A 21,020-nucleotide genomic window follows, 5' to 3' on the forward strand; every position below is an offset into this window, starting at 1 on the left:
GAGCATGAGCCTGACCGAGTCCGAGCCCGTCCGCCGGGCCCTCGTCGTCGTCGACGTCCAGCCCACGTTCTGCGAGGGGGGCGAGCTCGCCACCGAGGGGGCCAACGAGATCGCCCACCGCGTCGCGACCTACGCCGCCGCGCACCGCGACCGGTACACCACGGTGCTCACCACGCAGGACTGGCACATCGACCCGGGCGAGCACTTCAGCGACCACCCCGACTTCGTCGACTCCTGGCCCCCGCACGGCATCGCCAACTCCCCCGGAGCGGAGCTGCACCCGGCGCTCGCCGAGCTGCACCCCGACGCACGGCTCAAGAAGGGCCAGTACTCGCACGGCTACTCGGGCTTCGACGGCGCCGACGAGCACGGCCGCAGCCTCGCGACCATCCTGGCCGAGGCACAGGTGACCGACGTCGACGTGGTCGGCCTGGTCGAGTCGCACTGCGTCAAGCACACCGCGCTCGACGCGCGCCGCGCGGGCCTGCGCGCCCGCGTGCTGACCGACCTGACCATCCCCGTCTCCCCGGAGCAGGGCCGGACCGCCGAGCAGGAGCTCAGCGCCGCAGGAGTGGAGCTCCGCGACAGCGCGACCCTCTGACGGGCCCGCTAGATCCAGCTCGGGAGCAGCATCAGGCGCTGCCAGTACTCGTACGGCACCGGCATCGCGGTCCAGATCGGGTAGTAGAGCACGCTCACCCCGACGATCAGCACCACCAGGACGGCGGCCAGCCAGCTCACGATGCGGCGGTCCCCGCTGCGCCGCGGGGTCCGTTCCAGCCCCACCGCCAGCAGGTACACGAGCGTCAGGATCACGAACGGCGTGAACACGATCGAGTAGAACGTGAAGATGGTGCGGTCCGCGAGCGGCCAGGAGTACAGGAACCACGGCAGCCAGCCGGCGGCGATCCCCACCAGGGCCGTCGCCCCGCGCCAGTCGCGGTAGCGGACGACGAGCACCAGCACCACGGGGATCGCCAGCGCACCGAGCCACCACAGCAGCGGGTTGCCGAGCGACGTCACCGCGGTCGCGCAGTCGCCGACGGCGTCGTCCGGGCACGGCCCCTGGCCGGGGGCGAACTTCTCCCAGAAGAACGACGTCGGCCGCCACTGCACGATCCAGCCCAGCGGGTGCGACGCGTAGTTGTGGTCCGACTCCAGGCCGTTGTGGAAGTCCCACATCATGCGGTGGTACTCCCACAGGGAGCGGCCGGCCTCCCAGGCGCCCTGTGCCCAGCCCCAGTCGGGCCACCACCCCGGCGGTGCGACGCCGTTCACCTCGGCCCAGTTGCGCAGGTACGACATCGGGTGCGCGAACCACGCCGACCAGGTCGCCACGTACACCGCGACCACCGTGGGCAGCAGCACCACGACGGCCGGGACGACGTCGACCACCAGCGCGTCCTCCCACCAGCGCCCGATGCCGGCGGCGCGGCGCGCCGTGAGGTCCCAGATGACCGTGAGCAGGCCGAACGCCGCGACGAAGTACAGGCCCGACCACTTGACGCCGCACGCCAGCCCGAGAGAGACGGCGGCGGCCAGCCGCCACCACCGGACGCCGAGCCGTGGCCCGTACTTCCCGATCACGCCGCCGGCCTCGACGATCTGCGCCACCCGGTCCGCCAGCCGGCGTCTGGCCCACTCGCGGTCCAGCACCAGGCAGCCGAACCCGACGAGCACCCAGAACATGAGGAACTGGTCGAGCAGCCCGGTGCGCGAGTGCACGATCGCCTCGCCGTCGACGGCGAGCAGCAGGCCGGCGACCAGGCCGAGCAGGGTCGAGGAGAACAGTCGCCGCGCGATGCGCACGATGAGGAACACCGCGAGCACGCCGATCACCGCGCTCGCGATGCGCCAGGCCACCGGGTCCTGGGCGCCGCCCATGAGGCGCATGCCGAGGGCGATCATCCACTTGCCGACGGGCGGGTGCACCACGTACTCGGCCTCGTCGGTCTTGTACGAGCTCACGTCGCCCGCCTCGAAGGCGGGGTTCGGCTCGTCGGGCCACGCGGCCTCGAAGCCGAGGCTGGCCAGGGACCAGCCCTCCTTGACGTAGTACGTCTCGTCGAACACCAGCTTGCCCGGCCGGCCCAGCTCCCACAGCCGCGCGGCGGCCGCGAGCAGCGTGACCAGGAGCGCGCCGAACAGACCCCAGAACCGGTCGGCCGCCGTCCGTCCCAGTGCGAGGCGCCGCTCGCCGAGCAGGTCCCGCAGGAGCCGGTCGCGCACGGGTGGCTCGGGTGCCGGCCGGTCGACGACGGGGAACGACCCGGTGCTCACCGCGGCACGGCGCACGTGCGCCCCGAACGTCCCGGGCAGAGCCTGCTGCGCTCCCGGAAAGTGCGCTCCTGTGGCGTCAGGCTGCTGAGACACCGGGCCAGCATAGAGCGTGACACCCTGTGCTTCATGACCGACCCGTCCCCCGTACCCGAAGCCGGCTCCCTCGTCCTGGCCGCCACCCCGATCGGCAACGCGGAGGACGCCTCGCCCCGCCTGGTCCGCCTCCTGGCGGACGCCGACGTCGTCGCCGCCGAGGACACCCGCCGCCTGCACGGGCTCGCCGGCCGGCTGGGTGTCCAGGTGCGGGGCAGGGTCACGAGCTACCACGAGCACAACGAGACGGCCCGCGCGGACGAGCTCCTCGACGTCGTCGACGGCGGTGGCACCGTCGTGGTGGTGACGGACGCCGGGATGCCGTCGGTCTCCGACCCCGGGTACCGCATCGTGGAGCGCGCGATCGAGCGCGGGCTGCGCGTCACCGCCGCGCCCGGCCCGAGCGCCGTGCTCACGGCGCTGGCGCTCTCCGGCCTGCCGACCGACCGGTTCACCTTCGAGGGCTTCCTGCCGCGCAAGCCCGGCGACCGCGCCCGGACGCTCGCCGCGCTGGCCGCCGAGCCGCGCACCATGGTGTTCTTCGAGGCGCCGCACCGCATCGCGGAGACGCTGGGCGCCATGGCGGCCGCGTTCGGCGACACCCGGCCGGCCGCCGTCGCGCGCGAGCTGACCAAGACCTACGAGGAGGTGCTGCGCGGCACGCTCGCGGACCTCACGGAGCGCGCGGCGGCCGAGCAGCTCCGGGGCGAGATCTGCGTGGTGGTCGGCGGGGCGCCCGCGACGGGCGCGAGCGTGGCGGACGTCGTGGACGAGGTGCTGGCCCGTGTCGCCGCGGGCGAGCGCCTCAAGGCAGCCGTCGCCGAGGTGGCCGACGCCGCGGGCGTGCCGAAGCGTGACCTCTACGCGGCGGCCCTGGCCGCCCGCCCTGCGCGCTGACGGCCCGGGTCACCAGTCGATCTGAGGTGTCGGGTGGTAGGCGTCGCCGTCGCGGCGCCACGTGGCCGCCTCGACCGCGACCCGGGCCCGGAACGACTCCCAGTCCTTGGCACCCGGCTGCGACCACGCGGTCTCGGCCACCGCGGCGAGCCGCGGCAGCAGCATCGAGAAGAGGTCAGCACGGCTGGCCAGCGTCTCCGTCCAGATGGCCGCCGACACGCCCTCGATCGCGGACTCCGGCAGCCCCTCGACGAGGCGCGCCGGGTCCCAGTCGTAGGAGTCGTGCAGCTCGACGAAGGCCGCCCACTGCTGGCCCAGCGGGTGCTCGGGCGTGTACTTCATGTCGAGGTAGGCGCGGTCCGCGGGGGACATCACGAACCTCGCCCCCGCCTGTGCGGCGCGCACGAAGGGTGCCGGGTCCGGCCGGGTGTCCCAGTACTGCAGCACGGTGCCGGGCTCGACGAGCGAGGGGCCGTCGGCGCCGGGCGCCTCGCCCGGAGCGGGGGCGGCGCCGGAGGCCGCCAGCGCCGCGACCGCCGCCTGGTCACCGTGTGCGGAGCCAGCGGCCTCCTGCCAGGCCACCGGCGTCTTGCCCGCCGCCGTGACGATCTCCTGGCACAGCACCACGAACCGGCCGAACTCCTCGGGCTGCATCACCAGCACCTCGTCGCCGCCGAAGTGCACCCAGGGCCCCAGGGTCATGCGCGCGACGTCGGTGAACACGTCGCGCAGGAACGGCTCGGTGGCGGGCAGGTCGAGGTGCAGCTTGGAGAAGCCCACCTCGATCCCGTCGTAGGCGTCGGTGGGCTCGCCCGACGGCATGAGCTCGCCGTAGGCGTGCGTCGCGGCGTTGACGTGGCCCGGCACGTCGATCTCCGGGACGATGACGACCTCCCGCTCGGCCGCGTACTCCTGGAGCTCGCGGTACTCGTCGGCGGTGAGGAACCCACCCGTCGCGCCCGACACGGCGCCCTGCGACGACTTCTCGGTCAGCGCCGGCCGGGACGGGATCTCCAGACGCCAGCCCTGGTCGTCCGAGAGGTGCAGGTGCAGCCGGTTCATCTTGTAGGAGCCGACGAGGTCCACGACGGCACGCAGGTCGGCGGGCCCGAACCAGTGCCGCACCACGTCGAGCGACAGCCCGCGCCACGGGTACCGCGGCGCGTCCCGCACGACGACGGCGCCCACCTCGACCGGACCGCCCGTCTCCCCGCGGCGGGCGTTGACGAGCTGGCGCAGTGTCCGCACGCCGTGCAGCAGCCCGGCGCGCCCGGGGGCCGCGACCGTGACGCCGTCCGGGGTCACGGTCAGCGTGTAGCGCTCCGCGCTCCGCGCGGCCTCCGGCCCGGCGGCCGGGTCCAGCAGGAGGACCACCGGGGCGCCGGCGTCGGCCACGACGGCTCCGGCGGCGACGAGCAGCTCGCCCGCCAGCCGGGCGAGGATGGCGTCGGGCGCGTCCACGGTGACGGTGGCGAGGTCCAGCACTCCCTCGCCCGGTTCGATCTCGACAGGTGCGGGGATGACGGCGTCGGCGACGACTGCCGCGCCGCTGCTCACGGTGGTCACGATTGTTAGGGCCCCTTCGCTCCGGTGGTGCCCGCAGTTTCGCAGGTTCAGCCGGCGGAGACCAGGCCCAGGAGCGGTTCGGTCGGCATGATGCTCTCCGGGTCGGCGGGCAACGCGTCGGGGGCGGACCAGCCGAGGTAGGTGTGCGCGGGGAGCTCGTTCGCGACGTCGGCCCAGACACCGCCCGCCGTGGCCTGACCCTCACCCGGACCTGCGGCGGTGAACACCACCGCCACCTGCGGCGGCACGTCGAGCAGCGACCGGTCCACCACGGAGGCGGCCGTCGACTGGTGCACCTCCAGCATGATCTGCGGCAGTCCGCGCTCCGTGGCGAGCTGCGCGAGCCGGTCCACCACGGCCTGCAGCTCCGCGACGGGTACCGAGCCGTCCTCGGCACCGTTGCCCGCCACGCGGAACTCCGGGTGCACCGACACCCCGACACCCGGCCTGGTCAGCAGCGGTTCGAGGGCGTCGAGCTGCGCGGCCAGCGGCTGGTTGCCCGGCGCGACGTCGAGCAGCACGAGCTGCCCCGCCTCGCGGATCGCCCCGACGGCGGCCGTGACGTCCTCCAGCGGCTGCTCGTCGACGTAGTCGCCGTCGTCACCCGCAGCGCCGGAGCGGACGCTCGCAACCACGGTGACCAGCGGTTCCGCGTCGAACGGTGCCGCATGGGCCGCAGCCGAGGCCGCGGCGGCCACGGCGTCGGCCCCCGGGTCCGCGAGACCGGCCGGCACCACGTACGACGTCGACACGTACCGGCCCGGGAAGAGCCGCAGCGCCCCGCCCGGCAGCGTCGCGCCCGACGTGGCGACCTCCACCTGCCAGCCGAGGTCGTCCGCGGTGCCGAAGCCGTCGCCGATCCCGACCACGCCGAGCGGCTTGAGCGCGCGGATGGTCTCGACCGTCTCGGGGCTGGTGGCGATGTCTCCGCCCGGCACCTCGACCGGGACCGCTCCGGCGGCGAGCGCCGTACCGATGGCCGCCTCGTGCCCCGGCTGCGGGTCCACGGCGACGAGGATCTCCTGGAGCAGCGTCGGGTCGGCGACGTCGGGGATCTCGGCGCGCAGTCCGGCCACGTCCGACGCGTCGAGCCGGTCGGCGGTGGGGAGCTGCACCTTGCCGGTCTCCGGCTTGTCGGCGCCGCTGCGGCCCCCGGTGGCGGCCGCCTCGGCCGCGGCGCTCAGCGCACCGGGGTCGAACCGTACGACGTCGGCCTTGCCGGTGGCCGCGCCGACCTCCGCGACGGCCTCCTCGTCACCGACGACGACGACCGTGCCGGCCCCGAGCCGATCGAGCTCGGCGACGAGGTTCGTGTCCGAGACCCCGCCGTCGGTGAGCAGCACCGGTGCGGTGACGGCGGCGCCGGTGGCCGCCGCGGTCGCTCGGGCGTCGGTGTCGTCCGCTGGGGCGATGACGGCCACCGGGGAGGCGTGGAAGAACGCCTGGCTCGCGGTGAGCGCGAGCTCCGCGGCGTCCGACGAGTCGAGGACGAGCGCGGGCCCTTCCGGCTCCCTGACCTGGAAACTCTCCCCCGTGCTGCCGTCGACGCCCTCGGCCGTGGGCACGGTGCACCCGGCGAGGGCGAGGGCTGTCGCCACGGGCAGGGCAGCGAGCAGGACCGTGACGGAGGCAGGGCGGTGGTGTGGGACGAATCGGACGTTCCGGATGGCCACGGGCTTCATTCTCCCCCACGGGGCGACCAGGTGGGAACCCCGGGACGCCGTCCGCAAGGTAGACGAACACGTCACTCCACCACGCTGTAGACTGGTCGGTCAGGCATCGGCACCACCAACCAGGAGCGACCGGGATGAACAGCAGCACCCCCTCCACCCGCGACCGCATCCTCGACGCGGCCACGGAGCTCTTCTACGCCCACGGCATCCGCGCCGTCAGCGCCGACAAGATCATCGAGCGCGCGGGGATCACGAAGGTCACGTTCTACCGCCACTTCCGCACCAAGGACCTGCTCGTGGTGGCCTACCTGGAGCGACAGGGCGCCTGGGAGCGTGCCGCCCTCGACGGGCTGCGCGCCGCGGCACCCGACGCCGCGGAGGCGTTCCGCCGGTTCGCGCAGGGCATCGGCGCCGAGGCCTGCAAGCCGGGCTTCCGGGGCTGCTCGTTCATCAACGCGGCCGCCGAGTACGCGGAGCCCGGCAGCCCGGTCCGGGCCGTCGTCGCCGAGCACCGCGCCTGGTACCGCCGGACCTTCGCCGCGATGCTCGACGAGCTGGGCGTGCCCGGCGCCGAGCAGGGGGCCGAGGAGCTCATGATGCTCCGCGACGGGGCGATGCTCGCCGGCTACCTCGGCGAGCCGTCCGAGGTGGCCGACGCGCTGGAGCGCGCGATCTTCGCGGTCGTCGAGGGGCGCAGGCTCCCCGCCCGCGGATAGTCGCCACCCCGGTCCGGCTACCCCGCCGGGTCGTCGAACGACCTGCGCACGATCCCCGAGACCACGTCGGCCAGGTCCGCCGGGATCGGCCGGTCGCCGCTGAGGTACCGGCGCACCGCGGCATACGGCAGGTCGACCACGACCAGCAGGATCTCACTGGTCGGCACCGTGGTCCGGGCCCGCAGCCGCCTGGTCAGGCCGCGGATCGCCGCGTTCCAGCGGTCGCTCTCGGCCGCCTCCGTCTCGCGAGCGGCCTCGGGCCAGGCGTCGGCCTCGAACCGCGCGCGGCCCGCGAGCAGCACGTGCGCGTGCGCCGGCTCGGCCTGGCACCAGCGCACCGTGTAGGCCGCGAGCGCGGCCGCCGCGTCGACGGGGTCGCCGTCGAACAGCGGGTAGGCGTCGCCGTGGTAGCTCTCGACGGCGCGGTTCCACAGGGTGGCCAGCAGGGCCGGCCGGTCCGGGAACCGGTAGTACAGGGACCCGCTCGGCACGCCGGCCTCGCGGACGACCGCAGCCATGGTGACGGCGGCAGGGCCACCCGCACCGAGGATCCGGCCCGCCGCGTCGAGGATCGCCGAGGTGTCGTGAGTCGGGCGGGGCATGCGTTGACGGTACTCCAGGCCGTCACTAGAGTCCGGTCTCTAGAGAGAGATCTCCACAGATATCGGAAGAGGGTGCCGGCATGACCATGACCGCCGACGAGGTCTACGCGGCAGCGCCGTTCGTCAGGACGCTCGGCGTCGAGCTCGACACCATCGGTCCGCAGGAGGTCGTCGGGCGGCTGCCCTTCGAGCACGGCCTGTCGACGGTCGGCGGCGGCCTGCACGGCGGGGCGCTCATGGGTCTGGCGGACGGCGTCGCCGCGGTCTGCGCCGCGGCCCAGGCCGAGCCCGGCACCCTGCCGGCCACCGTGGACTCCACCACGCACTTCCTCCGTCCCGTGGCGGGCCCGGCGACCGCGACGGCGACCCCCGTCCGCGCGAGCGGGCGCCAGGTGCTGGTCGAGGTCCGCGTCACCGACGAGTCCGGTGAGCTGTGCGTGCACGTGCTCCAGACGGTGCGCCTGGTCCGCCCGGCCGCGTGACCGCGACGCGGGCTGCGGCGCACGACCCTCGGCCGAACTCGTTCGCATCGACCCCCATCCGGTCGGGCGACGGCTCCGAACCCCGGTCAAGACGCCCCGCAGGACGCGGGGTGACGCCACACCGAGGAGAGACCGATGAACGCTCGAACCCGTACGTCCTACGCCGTCGCCGGTATCGCCACCCTGGCCGTGCTCGGGCTGTCGGCCTGCAGCATGGACTCGTCGGGCGGGGACACCGGCTCGGAGGAGACCGCCGCGTCCGAGGAGACCACCGGCCCCACGGACGACTCGATGACCGAGGAGTCCCCGGCCGAGGACGACAGCACGGCCGACCCGGCCGCGAACCTCGTGGGCCCGGGCTGCGCCGACTACGCCGAGCAGGTGCCGGACGGCCCGGGCTCGGTCACCGGCATGGCCGCCGACCCGGTGGCGGTGGCGGCGTCGAACAACCCGCTGCTGAGCACCCTGGTCAAGGCCGTGAGCGGTGAGGTCAACCCGGACGTGAACCTCGTCGACACGCTGAACGGCGACGAGTTCACCGTGTTCGCCCCGGTCGACGACGCCTTCGCGAAGATCGACGCCGGGACCATGGACACCCTGTCCACCGACAGCGACCTGCTGACGAAGATCCTCACCTACCACGTGGTGCCCGGTCAGCTCACCCCGGACGAGGTGGTCGGCGAGCAGACCACCGTCGAGGGTGGCACCGTCGAGGTCGCCGGCAGCGGTGACGAGCTCACCGTGAACGACGCCAACGTGATCTGCGGCGGCGTGATGACCCAGAACGCGACCGTGTACCTCATCGACTCGGTGCTGATGCCCGAGATGTGATCCGGTCCGCCAGGACGAGAGCGGGGTCCCGATCCGGTTCGGATCGGGACCCCGCTCTCGTCCTGTGTCGTGCGGCGTCCCGCGTGGTTCCGCCTGACCAGCCCTCCGGGCCGGTCAGGTGCCGAGGACGACGACCGGGGTCGTCGTCGGCTGCTCGGAGCCCGCCGCGGGTTCCACCGACACCGCCATGCCGACGCCGTCGGAGTCCTGCACCAGCGACGACGCGGTGCCGTCCCGCAGCGCGAGCACGCCGGCCGAGGAGACGCTGCCGTCGCCGGCCACCACCCAGAGCTGGTACGCCCGGCCCTGGCCGGGCTCGGGCAGGCCCTCGGCCTGGAAGAACATGTCGTCGTCGGCCACCAGCACGGTCGCCTCGCCGCCGCCCTCGACGGCGCCGCGCAGGATCGAGCTGTCCGGGTCGGCCAGCATCTCGGAGACCGCCTGCGCCTGCTCGCGCAGCCGGTCGCGCTCCGCGGACACCTGCACGGCGATCGTCGTGGGCACGGCGATCGCGGCCGCTGCCGCGACCGCGGCCACCGCGGTCGCCCAGCGCCGCCGCCGGCGGCGGTCCGCCAGGTCGACGACGGCGCCCGCGCCCTCCGACGGCGGTTCCGCGACCGGCGAGGATGCAGCCGGCGGAGTCGCAGCCGGCGGAGTCGCAGCCGGCACTGCGGTGCCGGTTTCCGCGACGTCGGCGACGTCCGGACCCGGGACCTGCGGCGTGCTGCGTACCCGGTCGAGCACGCTCGCCCGCAGCGCGGCCGGCGGCTCCGCCTCGACCACGAAGGACGCGACGACGTCGCGGTACTCGTCGAGCGCACGACGTGCGTCGGCGTCGGACGCGAGGAGCCGGTCCACGGCCCGGCGCTCGGCGTCGTCCAGGGCGTCCAGGGCGTACCCGGGCAACAGGTCCCAGACGTCGGCGTGCGGGCGGTCGGCCCTGAGATCGTCAGCCACGGGCCACCCCCAGGCAGTCGCGGAGCCGGCCGAGTCCGTCGCGGATCCGGCTCTTCACGGTCGGCAGTGCGGCGCCGAGCTGCTCGGCCACCTCGCGGTAGGTCAGGCCGCCGTAGTAGGCGACCACGACGGCCTCGCGCTGGGTCGGGGTGAGCCCCTCGATGCAGCGGCGCACGGCCGAGCCCTCGAGGCGCCGTTCGACGTCCTCGACCACCACGTCACGGGCCGTCTCGTTGGTCCGCAGGTCGGTGTCCCGCTGGTCGCGGTCACGGTGCGCCTGCTCCGAGCGGACCCGGTCGACCGCCCGCCGGCGGGCGAGCGTGGCGACCCAGGTGCGTGCGGAGCCGCGCGCGGCGTCGAACCGCGAGGCCGTCTGCCACACCTCCACCATCACCTCCTGGGTCACCTCGGCCGCGTGGTCCGGGTCGCGCAGCACGCCGAGCGACGTACCGTACGCCACCGGGCCGAGCGCGTCGTACACGGGCGCGAACGATTCCGGGTCGCCGCCCGCGCACGCCACGAGCAGGGCGTCGACGGCATCGAGCGGCGAGGTACGGGCTGGTGGTGAGGCCACCGCCCCAGTCTGCCTCACGAACGGCTCGCGGCCGGCCGTCGACATGGGCGACACCACGGGCTGCTCGCACAGTGCGACCGGCATCTGGTCCCCACCGCCCTCCCGCGCTCCACGCACGTGCTCCTGAGCGGCACTCGCAGGGTGCCGCTCAGGAGGTTCGGTGCTGACGGGATCCTGGATGGGACGCCCGGGGGTGAGCCCCGTCACCAGTCGTGGACGGACCCGTCCTGAAGGCGGTTGACCGGCAGGTACCCGGGCACGTACGGGTGCGCGGCGGCGAGCTCCTCGTCCAGCTCCACGCCGATGCCGGGGGCCTCGCCCGGGTGCAGGTGGCCGTCCTCGAAGGTGTACGCGTGCCGGAAGACCTCGTTGGTCAGGTCCGTGTGACCGGAGTACTCCTGGATGCCGAAGTTGTGGATCGCCAGGTCGAGGTGGATCGCGGCGGCCATGCCCACGGGCGAGATGTCCTCCGGCCCGTGGATCGCGCTCTTGATGCCGCGCTGGCCCGCGTAGTCGAACAGCTTCTTCATGGGGCTGACGCCGCCGAAGTGCGTCACGGCGGAGCGCACGTAGTCGATGAGGCGGTCGTCGATCAGTGTCTGGTAGTCGAAGACGGTGTTGAACACCTCGCCGATCGCCAGCGGGGTGGTCGTGTGCTGCCGCACCAGGCGCAGGGCCTCCTGGTCCTCGGCGGGCGTGCAGTCCTCCAGCCAGAACAGGTCGTACGGCTCCAGGTCCTTGCCGAGGCGGGCCGCCTCGATCGGGGACAGCCGGTGGTGTGCGTCGTGCAGCAGCGGCAGGTCCGGGCCGAACTCGCTGCGCACGGCCTCGAAGACCCGCGGGATGTAGCGCAGGTAGGCGCCCGTGTCCCAGTCCTCGACGGCCGGGCGGGCGAGCACGTCCGGCGCGGACCCGTCGGCCGACGTCATGGTGTGCACGCCGTAGACGGACTTCAGGCCCGGCACGCCGCTCTGGATGCGGATGCTCTGGTAGCCGCGCTCCTGGAGGGCCCGGACCGAGTCGAAGATCTCGGGCAGGCTGGAGCCGTTGGCGTGCCCGTAGGCGCGGACCCGGTCACGGCTCGCGCCGCCCAGGAGCTGGTACAGGGGCAGGCCGGCCACCTTGGCCTTGATGTCCCACAGCGCGACGTCGACGGCGGCGATCGCGGCCATCGTCACCGGCCCCCGGCGCCAGTAGGCGCCGCGGTAGAGGTACTGCCAGGTGTCCTCGATGCGGTGCGGGTCGCGGCCGATCAGCAGCGGCACGACGTGGTCGCGCAGGTAGCTGACCACGGCGAGCTCCCGGCCGTTGAGGGTGGCGTCGCCCAGGCCGGTCACCCCGTCGTCCGTGGTGATCTGGAGCGTGACGAAGTTGCGGCCGGGCGAGGTGACGACGACCTTCGCGTCGACGATCTTCATGGGGAACCTTCTGTCGGTGGCTGTCGGAGGGACGTGGGAGGGCGTCAGCCCTTGGTGGCGCCGGCGGTCAGGCCCGCCACGAGGTAGCGCTGCCCGAAGACGGCGGCCAGCAGCACCGGCACCGTCATCAGGGTGGCGGCGGCCATGAGCCCGCCCCAGTCGGTGCTGGCGTAGGACATGAAGTTGAACAGCAGCACGGGCATGGTCATGGTCCGCTCGTCGGCGAGGATGAGGGCGAAGATGAAGTTGTTCCAGCTGAAGATGAACGCGAGCACGGCCGCCGACGCCGTACCCGGCGCCGCCAGCGGCAGCGCGATCCGCAGGAACGCCCCGAAGGCGGACAGCCCGTCGGTGCGGGCGGCGTCCTCCAGCTCGACCGGCAGCCCCTCGAAGAAGCCGATCATGATCCACAGGATCAGCGGCACCGAGACGAACATGTGGCTGAGGATCAGCACCAGGTGGCTGCCCACCAGGCCGAGCTGCGCGAACATGTAGTACCAGGGCACGAGCAGCGAGATGGCCGGGATGATGCGGGCCACGAGCACGACCGAGCCGGTGCGGCGCATCCGGAACCGGCCCACGGCCCAGGCGGCGGGTACCGCGATGACGATGCTGAGCGCCGTCGAGACGACGCCGATGAGCAGCGAGTTGCCCAGTGACTGCACGAGGGCGCCGTCGGAGAGGACGCCCCGGAAGTTGTCCCAGGTGGGCGAGAAGGCCAGGCCGACCGTGGGATCGGTGACCTGCACGTTCGTCTTGAAGGCGGCCGCGATCATCCACACGATCGGCAGTGCGATGACGGCGCACACGATCACGATCAGCACGGCGCGCAGGGCGCCCAGCGCACGCTGCGGGCCGCGGCGCCGTCGGGCGACGACGCGCTGCGAGGCACGCACGGGCGCGCCGCCGGGGGCGGGGGTGGTCACGGCGCTCACGAGGCGCTCCTCTCGGTCCGGCGCCGCAGCACGACCACGATCGCGACGATGAACAGCGTGAACAGGACCAGGACGGCCGAGGCGAGGCCGTACTCCTGGTAGTCGAAGGTGAGACCGTAGGCGTAGACGTTCAGCGTCTCGGCCTCGAAGTCCGAGCCGCCGCCCGGGCCCTTGGTCGCGTAGATCAGGTCGAACGTCTTCAGGGCGTCGACGCCGCGGAGCACCAGGGCCGTCAGGATCGTGGTGCGCAGCATCGGCAGGATGATGTGCACGAACCGCTGCCAGGCGTTGGCGCCGTCGACGCGGGCGGCCTCCTCCGGCTCCTCCGGCAGCGTGGTCAGGCCCGCGAGCAGCAGCACGGTCATCATGGGCGTCCACTGCCACACGTCGATGAGCATGAGGGTGGGCAGCGACTGCGACACCGACCCGAGGAACTCCTGGGGCGGGATGCCGACGAACCCGAGCAGGTGGTTCGCGATGCCATTGGTCGGGTCGAGGATGAGCATCCACAGGATGCCGATGGCGACCGGGGTGGCCAGCAGCGGCACCATCAGGATGGTGCGGACGACCTCCATGCCGCGGAACGACTTGCGCATCAGCATCGCCAGGGCCAGCCCGAGCACCGTCTCCAGCACGACGGCGCCGAGCGTGAACACGACGGTGCGGCCCACGGCGGGCCAGAACCGGCGCGTGTCGGTCAGGGCGTCGGCGAAGTTCTGCAGGCCCACCCAGGTGTTGCCCGCGTTCACGGCGCCGAACGCGTCGGTCAGGCTGAGGTTGATCGTGAACGCGAGCGGGAACACGATCATCAGGCCCACGAACCCGAGGGCCGGGGCCAGCAAGGCCCACTTGAGGCGGCGGTTCGCCTGCTCGAAGGTCACCATCGGCGTGCCGGACGGCGTGGTGCGCCGGCCGGTCGCGGGGCGCGCGGTGGTCGTCGTCATCAGAACTCCCGCTGACGGTTGTCACGGACGAGGAAGTCGTTGAACTCGGCATCCGCGTCGGCGGCGACCGACGGCACGTCCTCGCCGACGATGCCGGACACGATCGGTCGGCCGACGATGTCGCGGGCGCGGCCCACCTGCATGACGTCGGGACGGTCGTGCCCGATGCCGTTCGCCGCGTTGACCTGCATGGTCTCGGCGAGCTCCGCCGGGAAGGACGCCAGCGTCGCCGGATCGTCCCAGACGGACCGGCGGGCGCCGGGGATGCCCTCGGACTGCAGCCGCGCGACCATCTGCGGGCTGGCCGCCCAGCGGAGGAACTCCCACGCGTCGTCCCGCAGCAGCGAGAACTCGTTGATCGCGAGGCTCCACGACGGGATGTTGTGCGGGACGGACCCGGCCGGCCCGGCCGGGAAGGGCGCGAACCCGACGGTGTCGGTGACGGTGGAGATCTTCTCGTCGAGGAAGTTGCTGTAGATGGCGTCGGCGTCGATGTACATCGCCGCCTTGCCCTGCGCGAAGATCGGCATGGCCTGCTCCAGGCTCATGTTCGTGACGCCGGGCGGGCCCGCCTCGTGCAGCAGGCGCCCGTAGTACTCGTACGCGGCGATCGCCTCGGGCGTGCCGATCCCGGACCGCCCGTCGTGCGTGAAGTCGCCCCCGAAGGAGTACAGGAAGCTCGACCACTGCGAGACGGCACCGTTGCGCTGACCACGGCCGACGTACCCGAAGAAGCCCTCGCTGCGCCGTTCGAGCTCCAGGGCGATGTCGAGCATGTCGTCGAGGGTCGCGGGCGCTCCCCCGAAGTCCTCCAGCAGGTCCCTGCGGTAGTAGAGCGCGGGCCGCTCGGTCACGACCGGGACGCTGACGGCCGCACCGCGGGTGACCGAGCGCTCGCGCGGGGCGTCCTGGAAGTCGGTCCACCGGAAGTCGCGGTCGCCCTCGACCCGGTCGGTGAGGTCGGCGATCCAGCCGTTGCGGGCGAACATCAGCTGGTCCTGCAGCGGCCGGACCGTCATGACGTCGATGTCGGTGGCCGAGGCGTTGAGCTTGACGTTGAAGCTCGAGGTGAGCTGGTCGGCGGTGAGCATCCGCAGGGACACCTTGCGGCCGATCTGCTCCTCGAGCTCGGGCAGGTACCGGCTGATCGCCTGCGTCCAGACGTGGTTGATCGCGAGCACCCGCAACGGGGCGTCCGGGCTCGCCGTCCGCGGGCCGCGCGTGCAGGCCGCCAGGACGGACGCGGCGGCGAGCACGCCGAACGCCCGCCGGCTCAGCTGCCCGCCCCGCTGCGGCGTGATGGTCGATGGCACAGGTACTCCACACCCCCATGTGTGAACCCGTCGAGTGCGGGATATTCGCTCTCTGTCCGCCTCCGGAAGGGCGAACATCCCGCACTCGACGGGGAAGGATGGCTAGTGGTCCAACTGGTAGGACCAGTTGGACGGTAGCACGGGTCTCCGGAGGGTCCAAAGGCGGTGGCCCGGGCCGGAAAGGGCTGCGGCCCGCGCCTCCTACCGCCCCAGCAGGGTCTCGATGTGCCGCGACGCCATCAGGTCCAGGCCCACGTCGAGGTCCGGACCATAGGTGCGCAGCCCGAGCGCCAGGTGCTCGCGCATGCGCAGCCGGGCCTGCTCGACGTCACGTGCCTGGATCGCGGCAAGGATCTCCGGGTGGTGCGGCACCCCCGGCTCGGCGATGCCCGGGTCGGAGTTGGAGCGCAGCATCATCTCGAACATGAGGCCGCCGATCGACGACAGCATGATCCGCAGCACGGGGTTGCCGCAGGCCGCCGCGATGGCGTCGTGGAACGCGAGGTCCTCGCGCGCCTTCTCGACCACGTCGCGCGCACGCCGCATCCGCTCGTCGGCGGCCGCCATGGCCTCGACCTGCTCGTCCGAGGCCCGCTCGGTGGCCAGCCCCACGATCTCGACCTCGAGCGGGATCCGCGCCTCGATGAGCTGTCGCACGGTCGGCCGCTCCGTGCGGTAGAGCGCGTCGTACCCGCGCGCACGCCCGGAGGACTGGTCCGCGATGAACGACCCACGACCGGCGGCCACCTCGATGAGTCCGGTCGCCTCCAGCCGGCGCAGCACCTCCCGGATCACGTTCCGGCTCGCCCCGAACTGCGTCGCGAGCTCACGCTCGGAGGGCAGCTTGGTGCCCACCGCCCGCTCGCCCGACCGGATCTGCTGCTCGAGCTGCCGCGCGATGTGCTCGGTGAGCAACCCCTTGCGTCCGGACGGGCCGGCATCTCGGGGGTCCGGCGGCAGCGCGAGAGGGGATGTCATGCGTCGAGGATAAGCACCGGCCGGGCCACGCCCGTCCCCGGTGGCCCGGCGCGCTCACCCGCAGGTCAGCACTGCTCGTACGCGTACGCCCCGTCGTCCGGCCCCACCAGGTCGCGGTCGCGCAGGATGGTCAGCGGTGCGCGGTCCGCGCTCGCGCAGACCACGTCGAAGCCCTGCGGCAGGTTGTCCGTGTACTCGATCTGGAGCACGTGCTGCCCGTACACCCCGGTGTACGACCCGCACTCGTCGTAGGCCGCGCACTCCTCCGTCACGGCGAAGTCGAAGCCGAGGTCGTGCCCCTCGGCGGTCGCCTCCGCGGCGTTCTTCTGCCCGATGGCGAGACCCGCCCCGTGCGCCACGTCGATGTACTCCGCCGCGAGCGCGAGGGCGTCGGCCTGCTCGATCAGGCCGGTCGCCGGCTCGGTGAACCGTGTCCACGTGTCGAGGTTGTCGATCTCGACGGCGTCGAAGCCGGCGTCGGCGCACCCCGTGATCACCGGTCCGAGAATGCCCAGGATGCGCTCACGCCGCTCCTCGGTGCCGGGGTCGAGCACGTACTCGTCGGGCCAGTCGGGGTCAACCACCAGCTCCCCCGCGGCGTCGTGCAGCAGGAGGTCCTCGTTGCCGTCGAGCCAGAGGCCGTCCTCGCCGGGCTGGGTCTGGAACCCGTTGACGTAGCAGACGTTGTAGGCGTCCGGCGCCGGGTCCGCGGTGGCGTCCCGCACCACGACGTCGAGCCCGCCCGCGGGCTCGTAGGCCGCGCCGAGCTGGTAGTCGAACCGGCCGCTGGTCGGCGGGAGCGTCACCTCCGCGACGGCGGCCGACGTCGCCGGCCGTTCCTCGTCGTGGCTCGCACCGGGCGCGGCCTGACAGGCGGTGAGCAGGAGGACGCCGAGCACGGCGCCGACGGCGAGCTGAGGCATCCGCCGATCGTAGGTGCGGCGGCCGGGCCCCGGCCCGGTCCGCCGGGAAGTGCTCACTCGGACTGATCGCCCGCGTCCGGGAGCCCGGCGAGGGCGTCCGTGATCAGGGTCGCGCCGTTGCCGAACGGGATGGTGCGCCCCACGGTGCTCTCGTCCGCGAGCACGGCGGCGGCCACGGCGGCGACGTCGGCGCGCGAGACGCGGCCGTCGCCGGGGTTCACCACCTCGATGAGACCGGTGGGCCGGTCGAGCGTGAGCGGGCCGGGCTGGAGGATCGTGTACCCGAGGCCGGAGGCGCGCAGGTGCTCGTCGGCCGCGGCCTTGGCCTCGGCGTAGGCGAAGAAGGAGCTGTCCTCGGGCACGCCGTGGTCGGTCTGCGCGCCGAGGTAGGACACCATGACGTAGCGCGGCACGCCCTCGGAGCGGGCGGCGTCGATCGACCGCACGGCGGCGTCCCGGTCGACGGCGTAGGTCCGCTCCGGGTTGCCGCCGCCGGCGCCCGCGGACCACACGACGGCGTCGTGCCCCTGCACCACGTCGGCGAGGCCGTCGGTGTCGAGGTGCTCGACGTCGGCGACCAGCGGGATGGCCCCGGTCGCCGCGACGTCGTCCGCGTGGTCGGGGTTGCGGATCACGCTGGTGACCACGTCACCCCGTTCCACGAGCAGAGGGGCGAGCAGGAGCGCGATCTTGCCGTGGCCACCGATGATCAGGACGCGGGACATGGTGCTTCCTTCCGTGAGGGACGGACCCAGGCTATGCCTGACCACGTCGGACGGCGGGGTCAGCGACCGGACCCGAACGGACCGTCCAGCGCCGCCCACTGCAGCAGCATGATCGTCTTGCCGTCCACGATGCGCCCGTCCCGCGTCATCGCGAGCGCCTCGGCGAACGGCAGCTCGAGCACCTCGATGTCCTCGCCGTCGGCCTCCAGCCCGCCGCCCGCGCCAGTCCGGTCGGCCGGGGTGTAGGGGCCGGCGAAGAAGTGAAGACGCTCGGTCACCGAGCCGGGGCTCATGTAGGCGTCGAAGACCTCGGTCAGGTCGCCGAGGCGCAGCCCCAGCTCCTCCAGGCTCTCGCGCCGGACGGCGGTGAGCGGGTCGTCCGCGTCGAGCAACCCGGCGGCGGCCTCGACGAGCATCCCGTCGGGATGGTCGTTGACGTAGGCCGGGTAGCGGAACTGCCGGGTGAGCAGCACGCGGCGGCGGCCGACGTCGTAGGGCAGCACCACCGCCCCGTTGCCGCGGTCGTAGGTCTCGCGCTGCTGCGTCTCCCAGCGACCGTCGCGTCGGCGGTGGTCGAAGGTGGTGCGGCGCAGCACGTGCCAGCCCTGGGAGGTGAGCTCCACGTCGCGGACCACGACACCGGGGTTGCGGTCCAGGGCCCGCCCGGCCTGGTCGAGGCCGGTCCGCCCCCGGCCGTCCGGGACGTCGACGCCGGGACGCCCCGTCACGCGGCCTCCCGAGGGACGCGCCGCGGGATCTCGGCGACGTCGTGGTCGACGGGCAGGCCGCGGAGGCGGGCCGTCGCGACGTCCTGGTCCGCCCCGGTGGAGTCGCCCGGCAGCCGCAGGACGGCGTCGCAGTGGGCGAGCAGGCGGTCGGCCGCGGGGTACAGGACCTGGTCGGCCCGGGGGTCCGTGGGCCCGGCGCCGGCCGAGCGCAGCACCGGCAGGGCGATCCACTCCCCGATCACGGGCACGTGGCCGGCCTCGAACACGGGCCAGGCCGCGGCCTCGAGACGAGCGAGATTGTCGGCCATCGCCTGCGGGTCACCGCCCGTCCCGGAGCGGTAGGGGCCGGCGATCAGGATGAGCAGGGGCTTGTCGTTCACGACTGCTACGATACATGCAGAAACGTGCAACAACGGGAGAGAACCGGAATGCTGGCTGCCGAACGACGTGACCACCTGCTCGCCCTGCTGGCCCGTGAGGGCAAGGTCGTGGCCAAGGACGTCGCGGCCGACCTCGGGATCTCCGAGGACAGCGTGCGACGCGACCTCCGCGACCTGGCCGCCGAGGGCCTCTGCCAACGCGTCTACGGCGGCGCCCTGCCCGTGTCCCCGGCGGTGGTGGGGTACGCCGACCGGCAGGCCGTGGCCCCGGACAGCAAGCGCCGTGTCGCCGCCGTGGCCGCCGGGCTCGTGCGACCGGGTGGCGCGCTGATCCTCGACGGCGGCACCACCGCGCTCGCCGTCGCGCGGGCCCTGGCGCCCGACCTGGCCTGCACCGTGATCACGCACAGCCCGACGGTCGCCGTTGCGCTCCTCGACCACCCCGGCGCCGAGGTCTTCCTGCTCGGCGGGCGCGTCTTCAAGCACTCGGCGGTCGCCTCCGGCGCCGCGGCGGTCGAGGCGGCGCAGAACGTGTCCGCCGACCTCTGCCTCCTCGGCGTCACCGGCGTGCACCCTGAGGCCGGGCTGACCACGGGCGACGCCGAGGAGGCCGCGATGAAGCGCGCGCTGTCCGCTCGGGCGGCCGAGACGTACGTGCTGGCCTCCTCGGAGAAGATCGGGACGGCGTCGCGGTTCCGGGTGCTGCCCTGGACGAAGGTCAACGGCGTGATCACGGACGCCGACCCGCACGATCCTGTCGTCGAGCAGGTCGCCGGGCTCGGGGTGGAGATCCTGACCGCCGGCTGACCGTTACCGCCACGCCGGGACAGCCCTCCCGCGGCGCGCCCGGATATCCCGGTTCGTGAAGCGCTCCCCCGCGCACCGCCGGTAGCGTGTCGCCACCCGCACCCCAGTCGCGAGGAAGGCACGGACCCGATGACCGACCATGCCCTGCCCGACGCCGAGACGATCCGGGCGGTCCTCGACTCCCGCCCGGGCCCGTGGGGCACGGGCGTGCGGGTGCTCTCGGTGCGCGACCTGTCGTCCGGGCTGGGCCAGGCGGCGGTGCTCCGGGTCGCCGTCGCGGCGCCGGACGCGGGCGCGTCCCTGTGGATCGTCAAGGTCCCGGCCTGGGGCCGGCAGTCGCTGCTGGACTCGCGCGACGACGGGCTGGACGAGCGCGAGGGCCGCTTCTTCCGGAGCGGGCTGCCCGGCCTGCTCCCGGACGGTCTGACGACGCCGCCCGACGCCACCGTGCTCAGCCACCACGGCCGTGCCTGGATCGTCATGCGCGACGTCGGCGCCGTGCTCCAGCAGAGCTGGACGCCCCAGGCGGCGCTGGTCGCGGCCCGGCGCACGGCCCTGCTGTACGTACCGGGCGAGTCCCGCCCCGACCTGCTGGACACGCCCTGGCTGGAGCGGGAGGGCTACGCCGCGTACGCCCACCACCGGGACACCGGCCACGAGAACCTGGACGCCCTGGCCCACGAACCGCTGCTGCGCACGCTGTTCACCGCCGAGCAGGTCCGCGCCCTGCACGCCTGCCTGGACGCGTCCGACTCCCTGGTGACGCGCGCCAAGGGGCTGCCCGCCACGCTCGTCCACGGCGACCTCACCCCGCGCAACGCGGGCCTGGACCCGGCCGGCGACCTCGCGCTCATCGACTGGGAGCACGCCGGGGTGGGTCCCGTCGGGTTCGACCTGGGCACGTTCGTCTCCCTCTACCGCGCCTTCGGTGGGCACGGCGAGCTCGACGAGCCCGCCCTCCTCGACGCCTACGGCCGCGCGCTCAGCGAGCTGGCCGGCTCCGACCTGCGCGCCGAGGCGGCCCTGGGCTTCGCCACCGCCCACCTCACCTGGGGCCTGCACCTGCGCCTCGGCCCGGGGCTGACCGCGGCGCGGCAGGGCCTGTACCGGGCCGCGCCACCCGCGGAACGGGCCGCGCACCTCGACGACATCCGTTCGGGGTGCCTGCGCGCGCTGTCCTGGGCGGCAGCGGCCTGAG

The 21,020-nt window shown here is 73.5% G+C and carries 22 protein-coding genes; 7 read left to right on the forward strand and 15 right to left on the reverse strand.

Translation table 11 applies throughout. The features are described 5' to 3' along the window. Nucleotides 1-4: 4 nt before the first annotated feature. Nucleotides 5-601: an isochorismatase family protein gene (locus tag ACIG47_RS10900; RefSeq protein WP_397430812.1), complete on the forward strand. Its 597-nt coding sequence runs from the start codon at nucleotides 5-7 to the stop codon at nucleotides 599-601. Nucleotides 602-609: 8 nt separating this feature from the next. Here ACIG47_RS10900 and ACIG47_RS10905 read toward each other — a convergent pair whose 3' ends face one another. Then, nucleotides 610-2,373 carry a dolichyl-phosphate-mannose--protein mannosyltransferase gene (locus ACIG47_RS10905; RefSeq protein ID WP_397430813.1) on the reverse strand — a complete coding sequence of 588 codons (1,764 nt, stop codon included), beginning with the start codon at nucleotides 2,371-2,373 and terminating at the stop codon, nucleotides 610-612. A 33-nt stretch (nucleotides 2,374-2,406) separates the two neighbouring features. Between ACIG47_RS10905 and rsmI the strand changes: the two genes are divergently transcribed. Then, complete coding sequence (gene rsmI / locus ACIG47_RS10910; RefSeq protein WP_397409311.1) at nucleotides 2,407-3,270, forward strand: 16S rRNA (cytidine(1402)-2'-O)-methyltransferase; 864 nt, start codon at nucleotides 2,407-2,409, stop codon at nucleotides 3,268-3,270. A 9-nt stretch (nucleotides 3,271-3,279) separates the two neighbouring features. Here rsmI and ACIG47_RS10915 read toward each other — a convergent pair whose 3' ends face one another. After that, nucleotides 3,280-4,836, reverse strand: a complete 1,557-nt coding sequence (locus ACIG47_RS10915) for a family 20 glycosylhydrolase (protein ID WP_397430814.1) — start codon at nucleotides 4,834-4,836, stop codon at nucleotides 3,280-3,282. 47 nt (nucleotides 4,837-4,883) lie between these two features. Next, nucleotides 4,884-6,509 (reverse strand): hypothetical protein, encoded by a 1,626-nt coding sequence (locus tag ACIG47_RS10920; RefSeq protein ID WP_397430815.1) that lies wholly within the window; start codon nucleotides 6,507-6,509, stop codon nucleotides 4,884-4,886. 134 nt (nucleotides 6,510-6,643) lie between these two features. Between ACIG47_RS10920 and ACIG47_RS10925 the strand changes: the two genes are divergently transcribed. Next, nucleotides 6,644-7,225, forward strand: a complete 582-nt coding sequence (locus ACIG47_RS10925) for a TetR/AcrR family transcriptional regulator (protein ID WP_397430816.1) — start codon at nucleotides 6,644-6,646, stop codon at nucleotides 7,223-7,225. 17 nt (nucleotides 7,226-7,242) lie between these two features. Here the strand turns inward: ACIG47_RS10925 and ACIG47_RS10930 are convergent, their stop codons facing one another. Then, nucleotides 7,243-7,827 carry a TetR/AcrR family transcriptional regulator gene (locus tag ACIG47_RS10930; RefSeq protein ID WP_397430817.1) on the reverse strand — a complete coding sequence of 195 codons (585 nt, stop codon included), beginning with the start codon at nucleotides 7,825-7,827 and terminating at the stop codon, nucleotides 7,243-7,245. Between the two features lie 80 nt (nucleotides 7,828-7,907). Between ACIG47_RS10930 and ACIG47_RS10935 the strand changes: the two genes are divergently transcribed. Together ACIG47_RS10935 and ACIG47_RS10940 are read left to right on the forward strand one after the other, a co-directional pair. Next, nucleotides 7,908-8,309 (forward strand): PaaI family thioesterase, encoded by a 402-nt coding sequence (locus ACIG47_RS10935; RefSeq protein WP_397430818.1) that lies wholly within the window; start codon nucleotides 7,908-7,910, stop codon nucleotides 8,307-8,309. A gap of 135 nt (nucleotides 8,310-8,444) precedes the next feature. Next, nucleotides 8,445-9,140, forward strand: coding sequence for a fasciclin domain-containing protein (locus tag ACIG47_RS10940; protein ID WP_397430819.1), 696 nt, complete (start codon nucleotides 8,445-8,447; stop codon nucleotides 9,138-9,140). Nucleotides 9,141-9,254: 114 nt separating this feature from the next. On the opposite strand, the gene ACIG47_RS10945 is transcribed toward ACIG47_RS10940, so the two are convergent. The 11 genes from ACIG47_RS10945 to ACIG47_RS10995 form a co-directional block, all read right to left on the reverse strand. After that, nucleotides 9,255-10,097, reverse strand: coding sequence for an anti-sigma factor domain-containing protein (locus tag ACIG47_RS10945; protein WP_397430820.1), 843 nt, complete (start codon nucleotides 10,095-10,097; stop codon nucleotides 9,255-9,257). Beyond that, nucleotides 10,090-10,671, reverse strand: a complete 582-nt coding sequence (sigK, locus tag ACIG47_RS10950; RefSeq protein ID WP_397409295.1) for an ECF RNA polymerase sigma factor SigK — start codon at nucleotides 10,669-10,671, stop codon at nucleotides 10,090-10,092. The genes ACIG47_RS10945 and sigK overlap by 8 nt, the downstream gene beginning before the upstream one ends. A 203-nt stretch (nucleotides 10,672-10,874) precedes the next feature. Continuing rightward, a complete protein-coding gene (gene manD, locus ACIG47_RS10955) occupies nucleotides 10,875-12,089 on the reverse strand; it encodes a D-mannonate dehydratase ManD (protein ID WP_397430821.1) in 1,215 nt (404 codons plus the stop codon). 44 nt (nucleotides 12,090-12,133) lie between these two features. Next, on the reverse strand, nucleotides 12,134-13,024 hold the full coding sequence (locus ACIG47_RS10960) for a carbohydrate ABC transporter permease (protein WP_397430822.1): 891 nt from the start codon (nucleotides 13,022-13,024) through the stop codon (nucleotides 12,134-12,136). Continuing rightward, nucleotides 13,021-13,968 carry a carbohydrate ABC transporter permease gene (locus ACIG47_RS10965; RefSeq protein ID WP_397430823.1) on the reverse strand — a complete coding sequence of 316 codons (948 nt, stop codon included), beginning with the start codon at nucleotides 13,966-13,968 and terminating at the stop codon, nucleotides 13,021-13,023. The genes ACIG47_RS10960 and ACIG47_RS10965 overlap by 4 nt, the downstream gene beginning before the upstream one ends. Next, nucleotides 13,968-15,281, reverse strand: coding sequence for an ABC transporter substrate-binding protein (locus ACIG47_RS10970; protein ID WP_397430824.1), 1,314 nt, complete (start codon nucleotides 15,279-15,281; stop codon nucleotides 13,968-13,970). Before ACIG47_RS10970 ends, ACIG47_RS10965 begins: the two co-directional genes overlap by 1 nt. A gap of 201 nt (nucleotides 15,282-15,482) precedes the next feature. Beyond that, nucleotides 15,483-16,259, reverse strand: coding sequence for a FadR/GntR family transcriptional regulator (locus ACIG47_RS10975; protein WP_397430825.1), 777 nt, complete (start codon nucleotides 16,257-16,259; stop codon nucleotides 15,483-15,485). Nucleotides 16,260-16,324: 65 nt separating this feature from the next. Further along, complete coding sequence (locus tag ACIG47_RS10980) at nucleotides 16,325-17,182, reverse strand: endo alpha-1,4 polygalactosaminidase (protein ID WP_397430826.1); 858 nt, start codon at nucleotides 17,180-17,182, stop codon at nucleotides 16,325-16,327. A gap of 53 nt (nucleotides 17,183-17,235) precedes the next feature. Further along, nucleotides 17,236-17,907 (reverse strand): SDR family oxidoreductase, encoded by a 672-nt coding sequence (locus ACIG47_RS10985; protein WP_397430827.1) that lies wholly within the window; start codon nucleotides 17,905-17,907, stop codon nucleotides 17,236-17,238. 59 nt (nucleotides 17,908-17,966) lie between these two features. After that, complete coding sequence (locus ACIG47_RS10990) at nucleotides 17,967-18,635, reverse strand: NUDIX domain-containing protein (RefSeq protein WP_397430828.1); 669 nt, start codon at nucleotides 18,633-18,635, stop codon at nucleotides 17,967-17,969. Beyond that, a complete protein-coding gene (locus ACIG47_RS10995; RefSeq protein WP_397430829.1) occupies nucleotides 18,632-19,015 on the reverse strand; it encodes a DUF4406 domain-containing protein in 384 nt (127 codons plus the stop codon). Before ACIG47_RS10995 ends, ACIG47_RS10990 begins: the two co-directional genes overlap by 4 nt. Nucleotides 19,016-19,063: 48 nt before the next feature. On the opposite strand from ACIG47_RS10995, the gene ACIG47_RS11000 reads away from it, so the two are divergent. Continuing rightward, complete coding sequence (locus ACIG47_RS11000; protein ID WP_397430830.1) at nucleotides 19,064-19,822, forward strand: DeoR/GlpR family DNA-binding transcription regulator; 759 nt, start codon at nucleotides 19,064-19,066, stop codon at nucleotides 19,820-19,822. A gap of 129 nt (nucleotides 19,823-19,951) precedes the next feature. Next, nucleotides 19,952-21,019 (forward strand): phosphotransferase family protein, encoded by a 1,068-nt coding sequence (locus ACIG47_RS11005; protein WP_397430831.1) that lies wholly within the window; start codon nucleotides 19,952-19,954, stop codon nucleotides 21,017-21,019. Nucleotide 21,020: the final 1 nt, after the last annotated feature.

It is taken from the genome of Promicromonospora sp. NPDC052451 (genome assembly GCF_044547525.1).
GTDB lineage: Bacteria > Actinomycetota > Actinomycetes > Actinomycetales > Cellulomonadaceae > Promicromonospora.

What these genes read in the sequence shown, in the direction of transcription:
- manD (WP_397430821.1), bottom strand. Translation starts at nt 12,089, where the DNA reads ATGAAGATCGTCGACGCGAAGGTCGTCGTCACCTCGCCCGGCCGCAAC.
- rsmI (WP_397409311.1), top strand. Translation starts at nt 2,407, where the DNA reads ATGACCGACCCGTCCCCCGTACCCGAAGCCGGCTCCCTCGTCCTGGCC.
- ACIG47_RS11005 (WP_397430831.1), top strand. Translation starts at nt 19,952, where the DNA reads ATGACCGACCATGCCCTGCCCGACGCCGAGACGATCCGGGCGGTCCTC.
- ACIG47_RS10940 (WP_397430819.1), top strand. Translation starts at nt 8,445, where the DNA reads ATGAACGCTCGAACCCGTACGTCCTACGCCGTCGCCGGTATCGCCACC.
- ACIG47_RS11000 (WP_397430830.1), top strand. Translation starts at nt 19,064, where the DNA reads ATGCTGGCTGCCGAACGACGTGACCACCTGCTCGCCCTGCTGGCCCGT.
- ACIG47_RS10965 (WP_397430823.1), bottom strand. Translation starts at nt 13,968, where the DNA reads ATGACGACGACCACCGCGCGCCCCGCGACCGGCCGGCGCACCACGCCG.
- ACIG47_RS10975 (WP_397430825.1), bottom strand. Translation starts at nt 16,259, where the DNA reads ATGACATCCCCTCTCGCGCTGCCGCCGGACCCCCGAGATGCCGGCCCG.
- ACIG47_RS10980 (WP_397430826.1), bottom strand. Translation starts at nt 17,182, where the DNA reads ATGCCTCAGCTCGCCGTCGGCGCCGTGCTCGGCGTCCTCCTGCTCACC.
- ACIG47_RS10900 (WP_397430812.1), top strand. Translation starts at nt 5, where the DNA reads ATGAGCCTGACCGAGTCCGAGCCCGTCCGCCGGGCCCTCGTCGTCGTC.
- ACIG47_RS10930 (WP_397430817.1), bottom strand. Translation starts at nt 7,827, where the DNA reads ATGCCCCGCCCGACTCACGACACCTCGGCGATCCTCGACGCGGCGGGC.
- ACIG47_RS10925 (WP_397430816.1), top strand. Translation starts at nt 6,644, where the DNA reads ATGAACAGCAGCACCCCCTCCACCCGCGACCGCATCCTCGACGCGGCC.
- ACIG47_RS10935 (WP_397430818.1), top strand. Translation starts at nt 7,908, where the DNA reads ATGACCATGACCGCCGACGAGGTCTACGCGGCAGCGCCGTTCGTCAGG.
- ACIG47_RS10985 (WP_397430827.1), bottom strand. Translation starts at nt 17,907, where the DNA reads ATGTCCCGCGTCCTGATCATCGGTGGCCACGGCAAGATCGCGCTCCTG.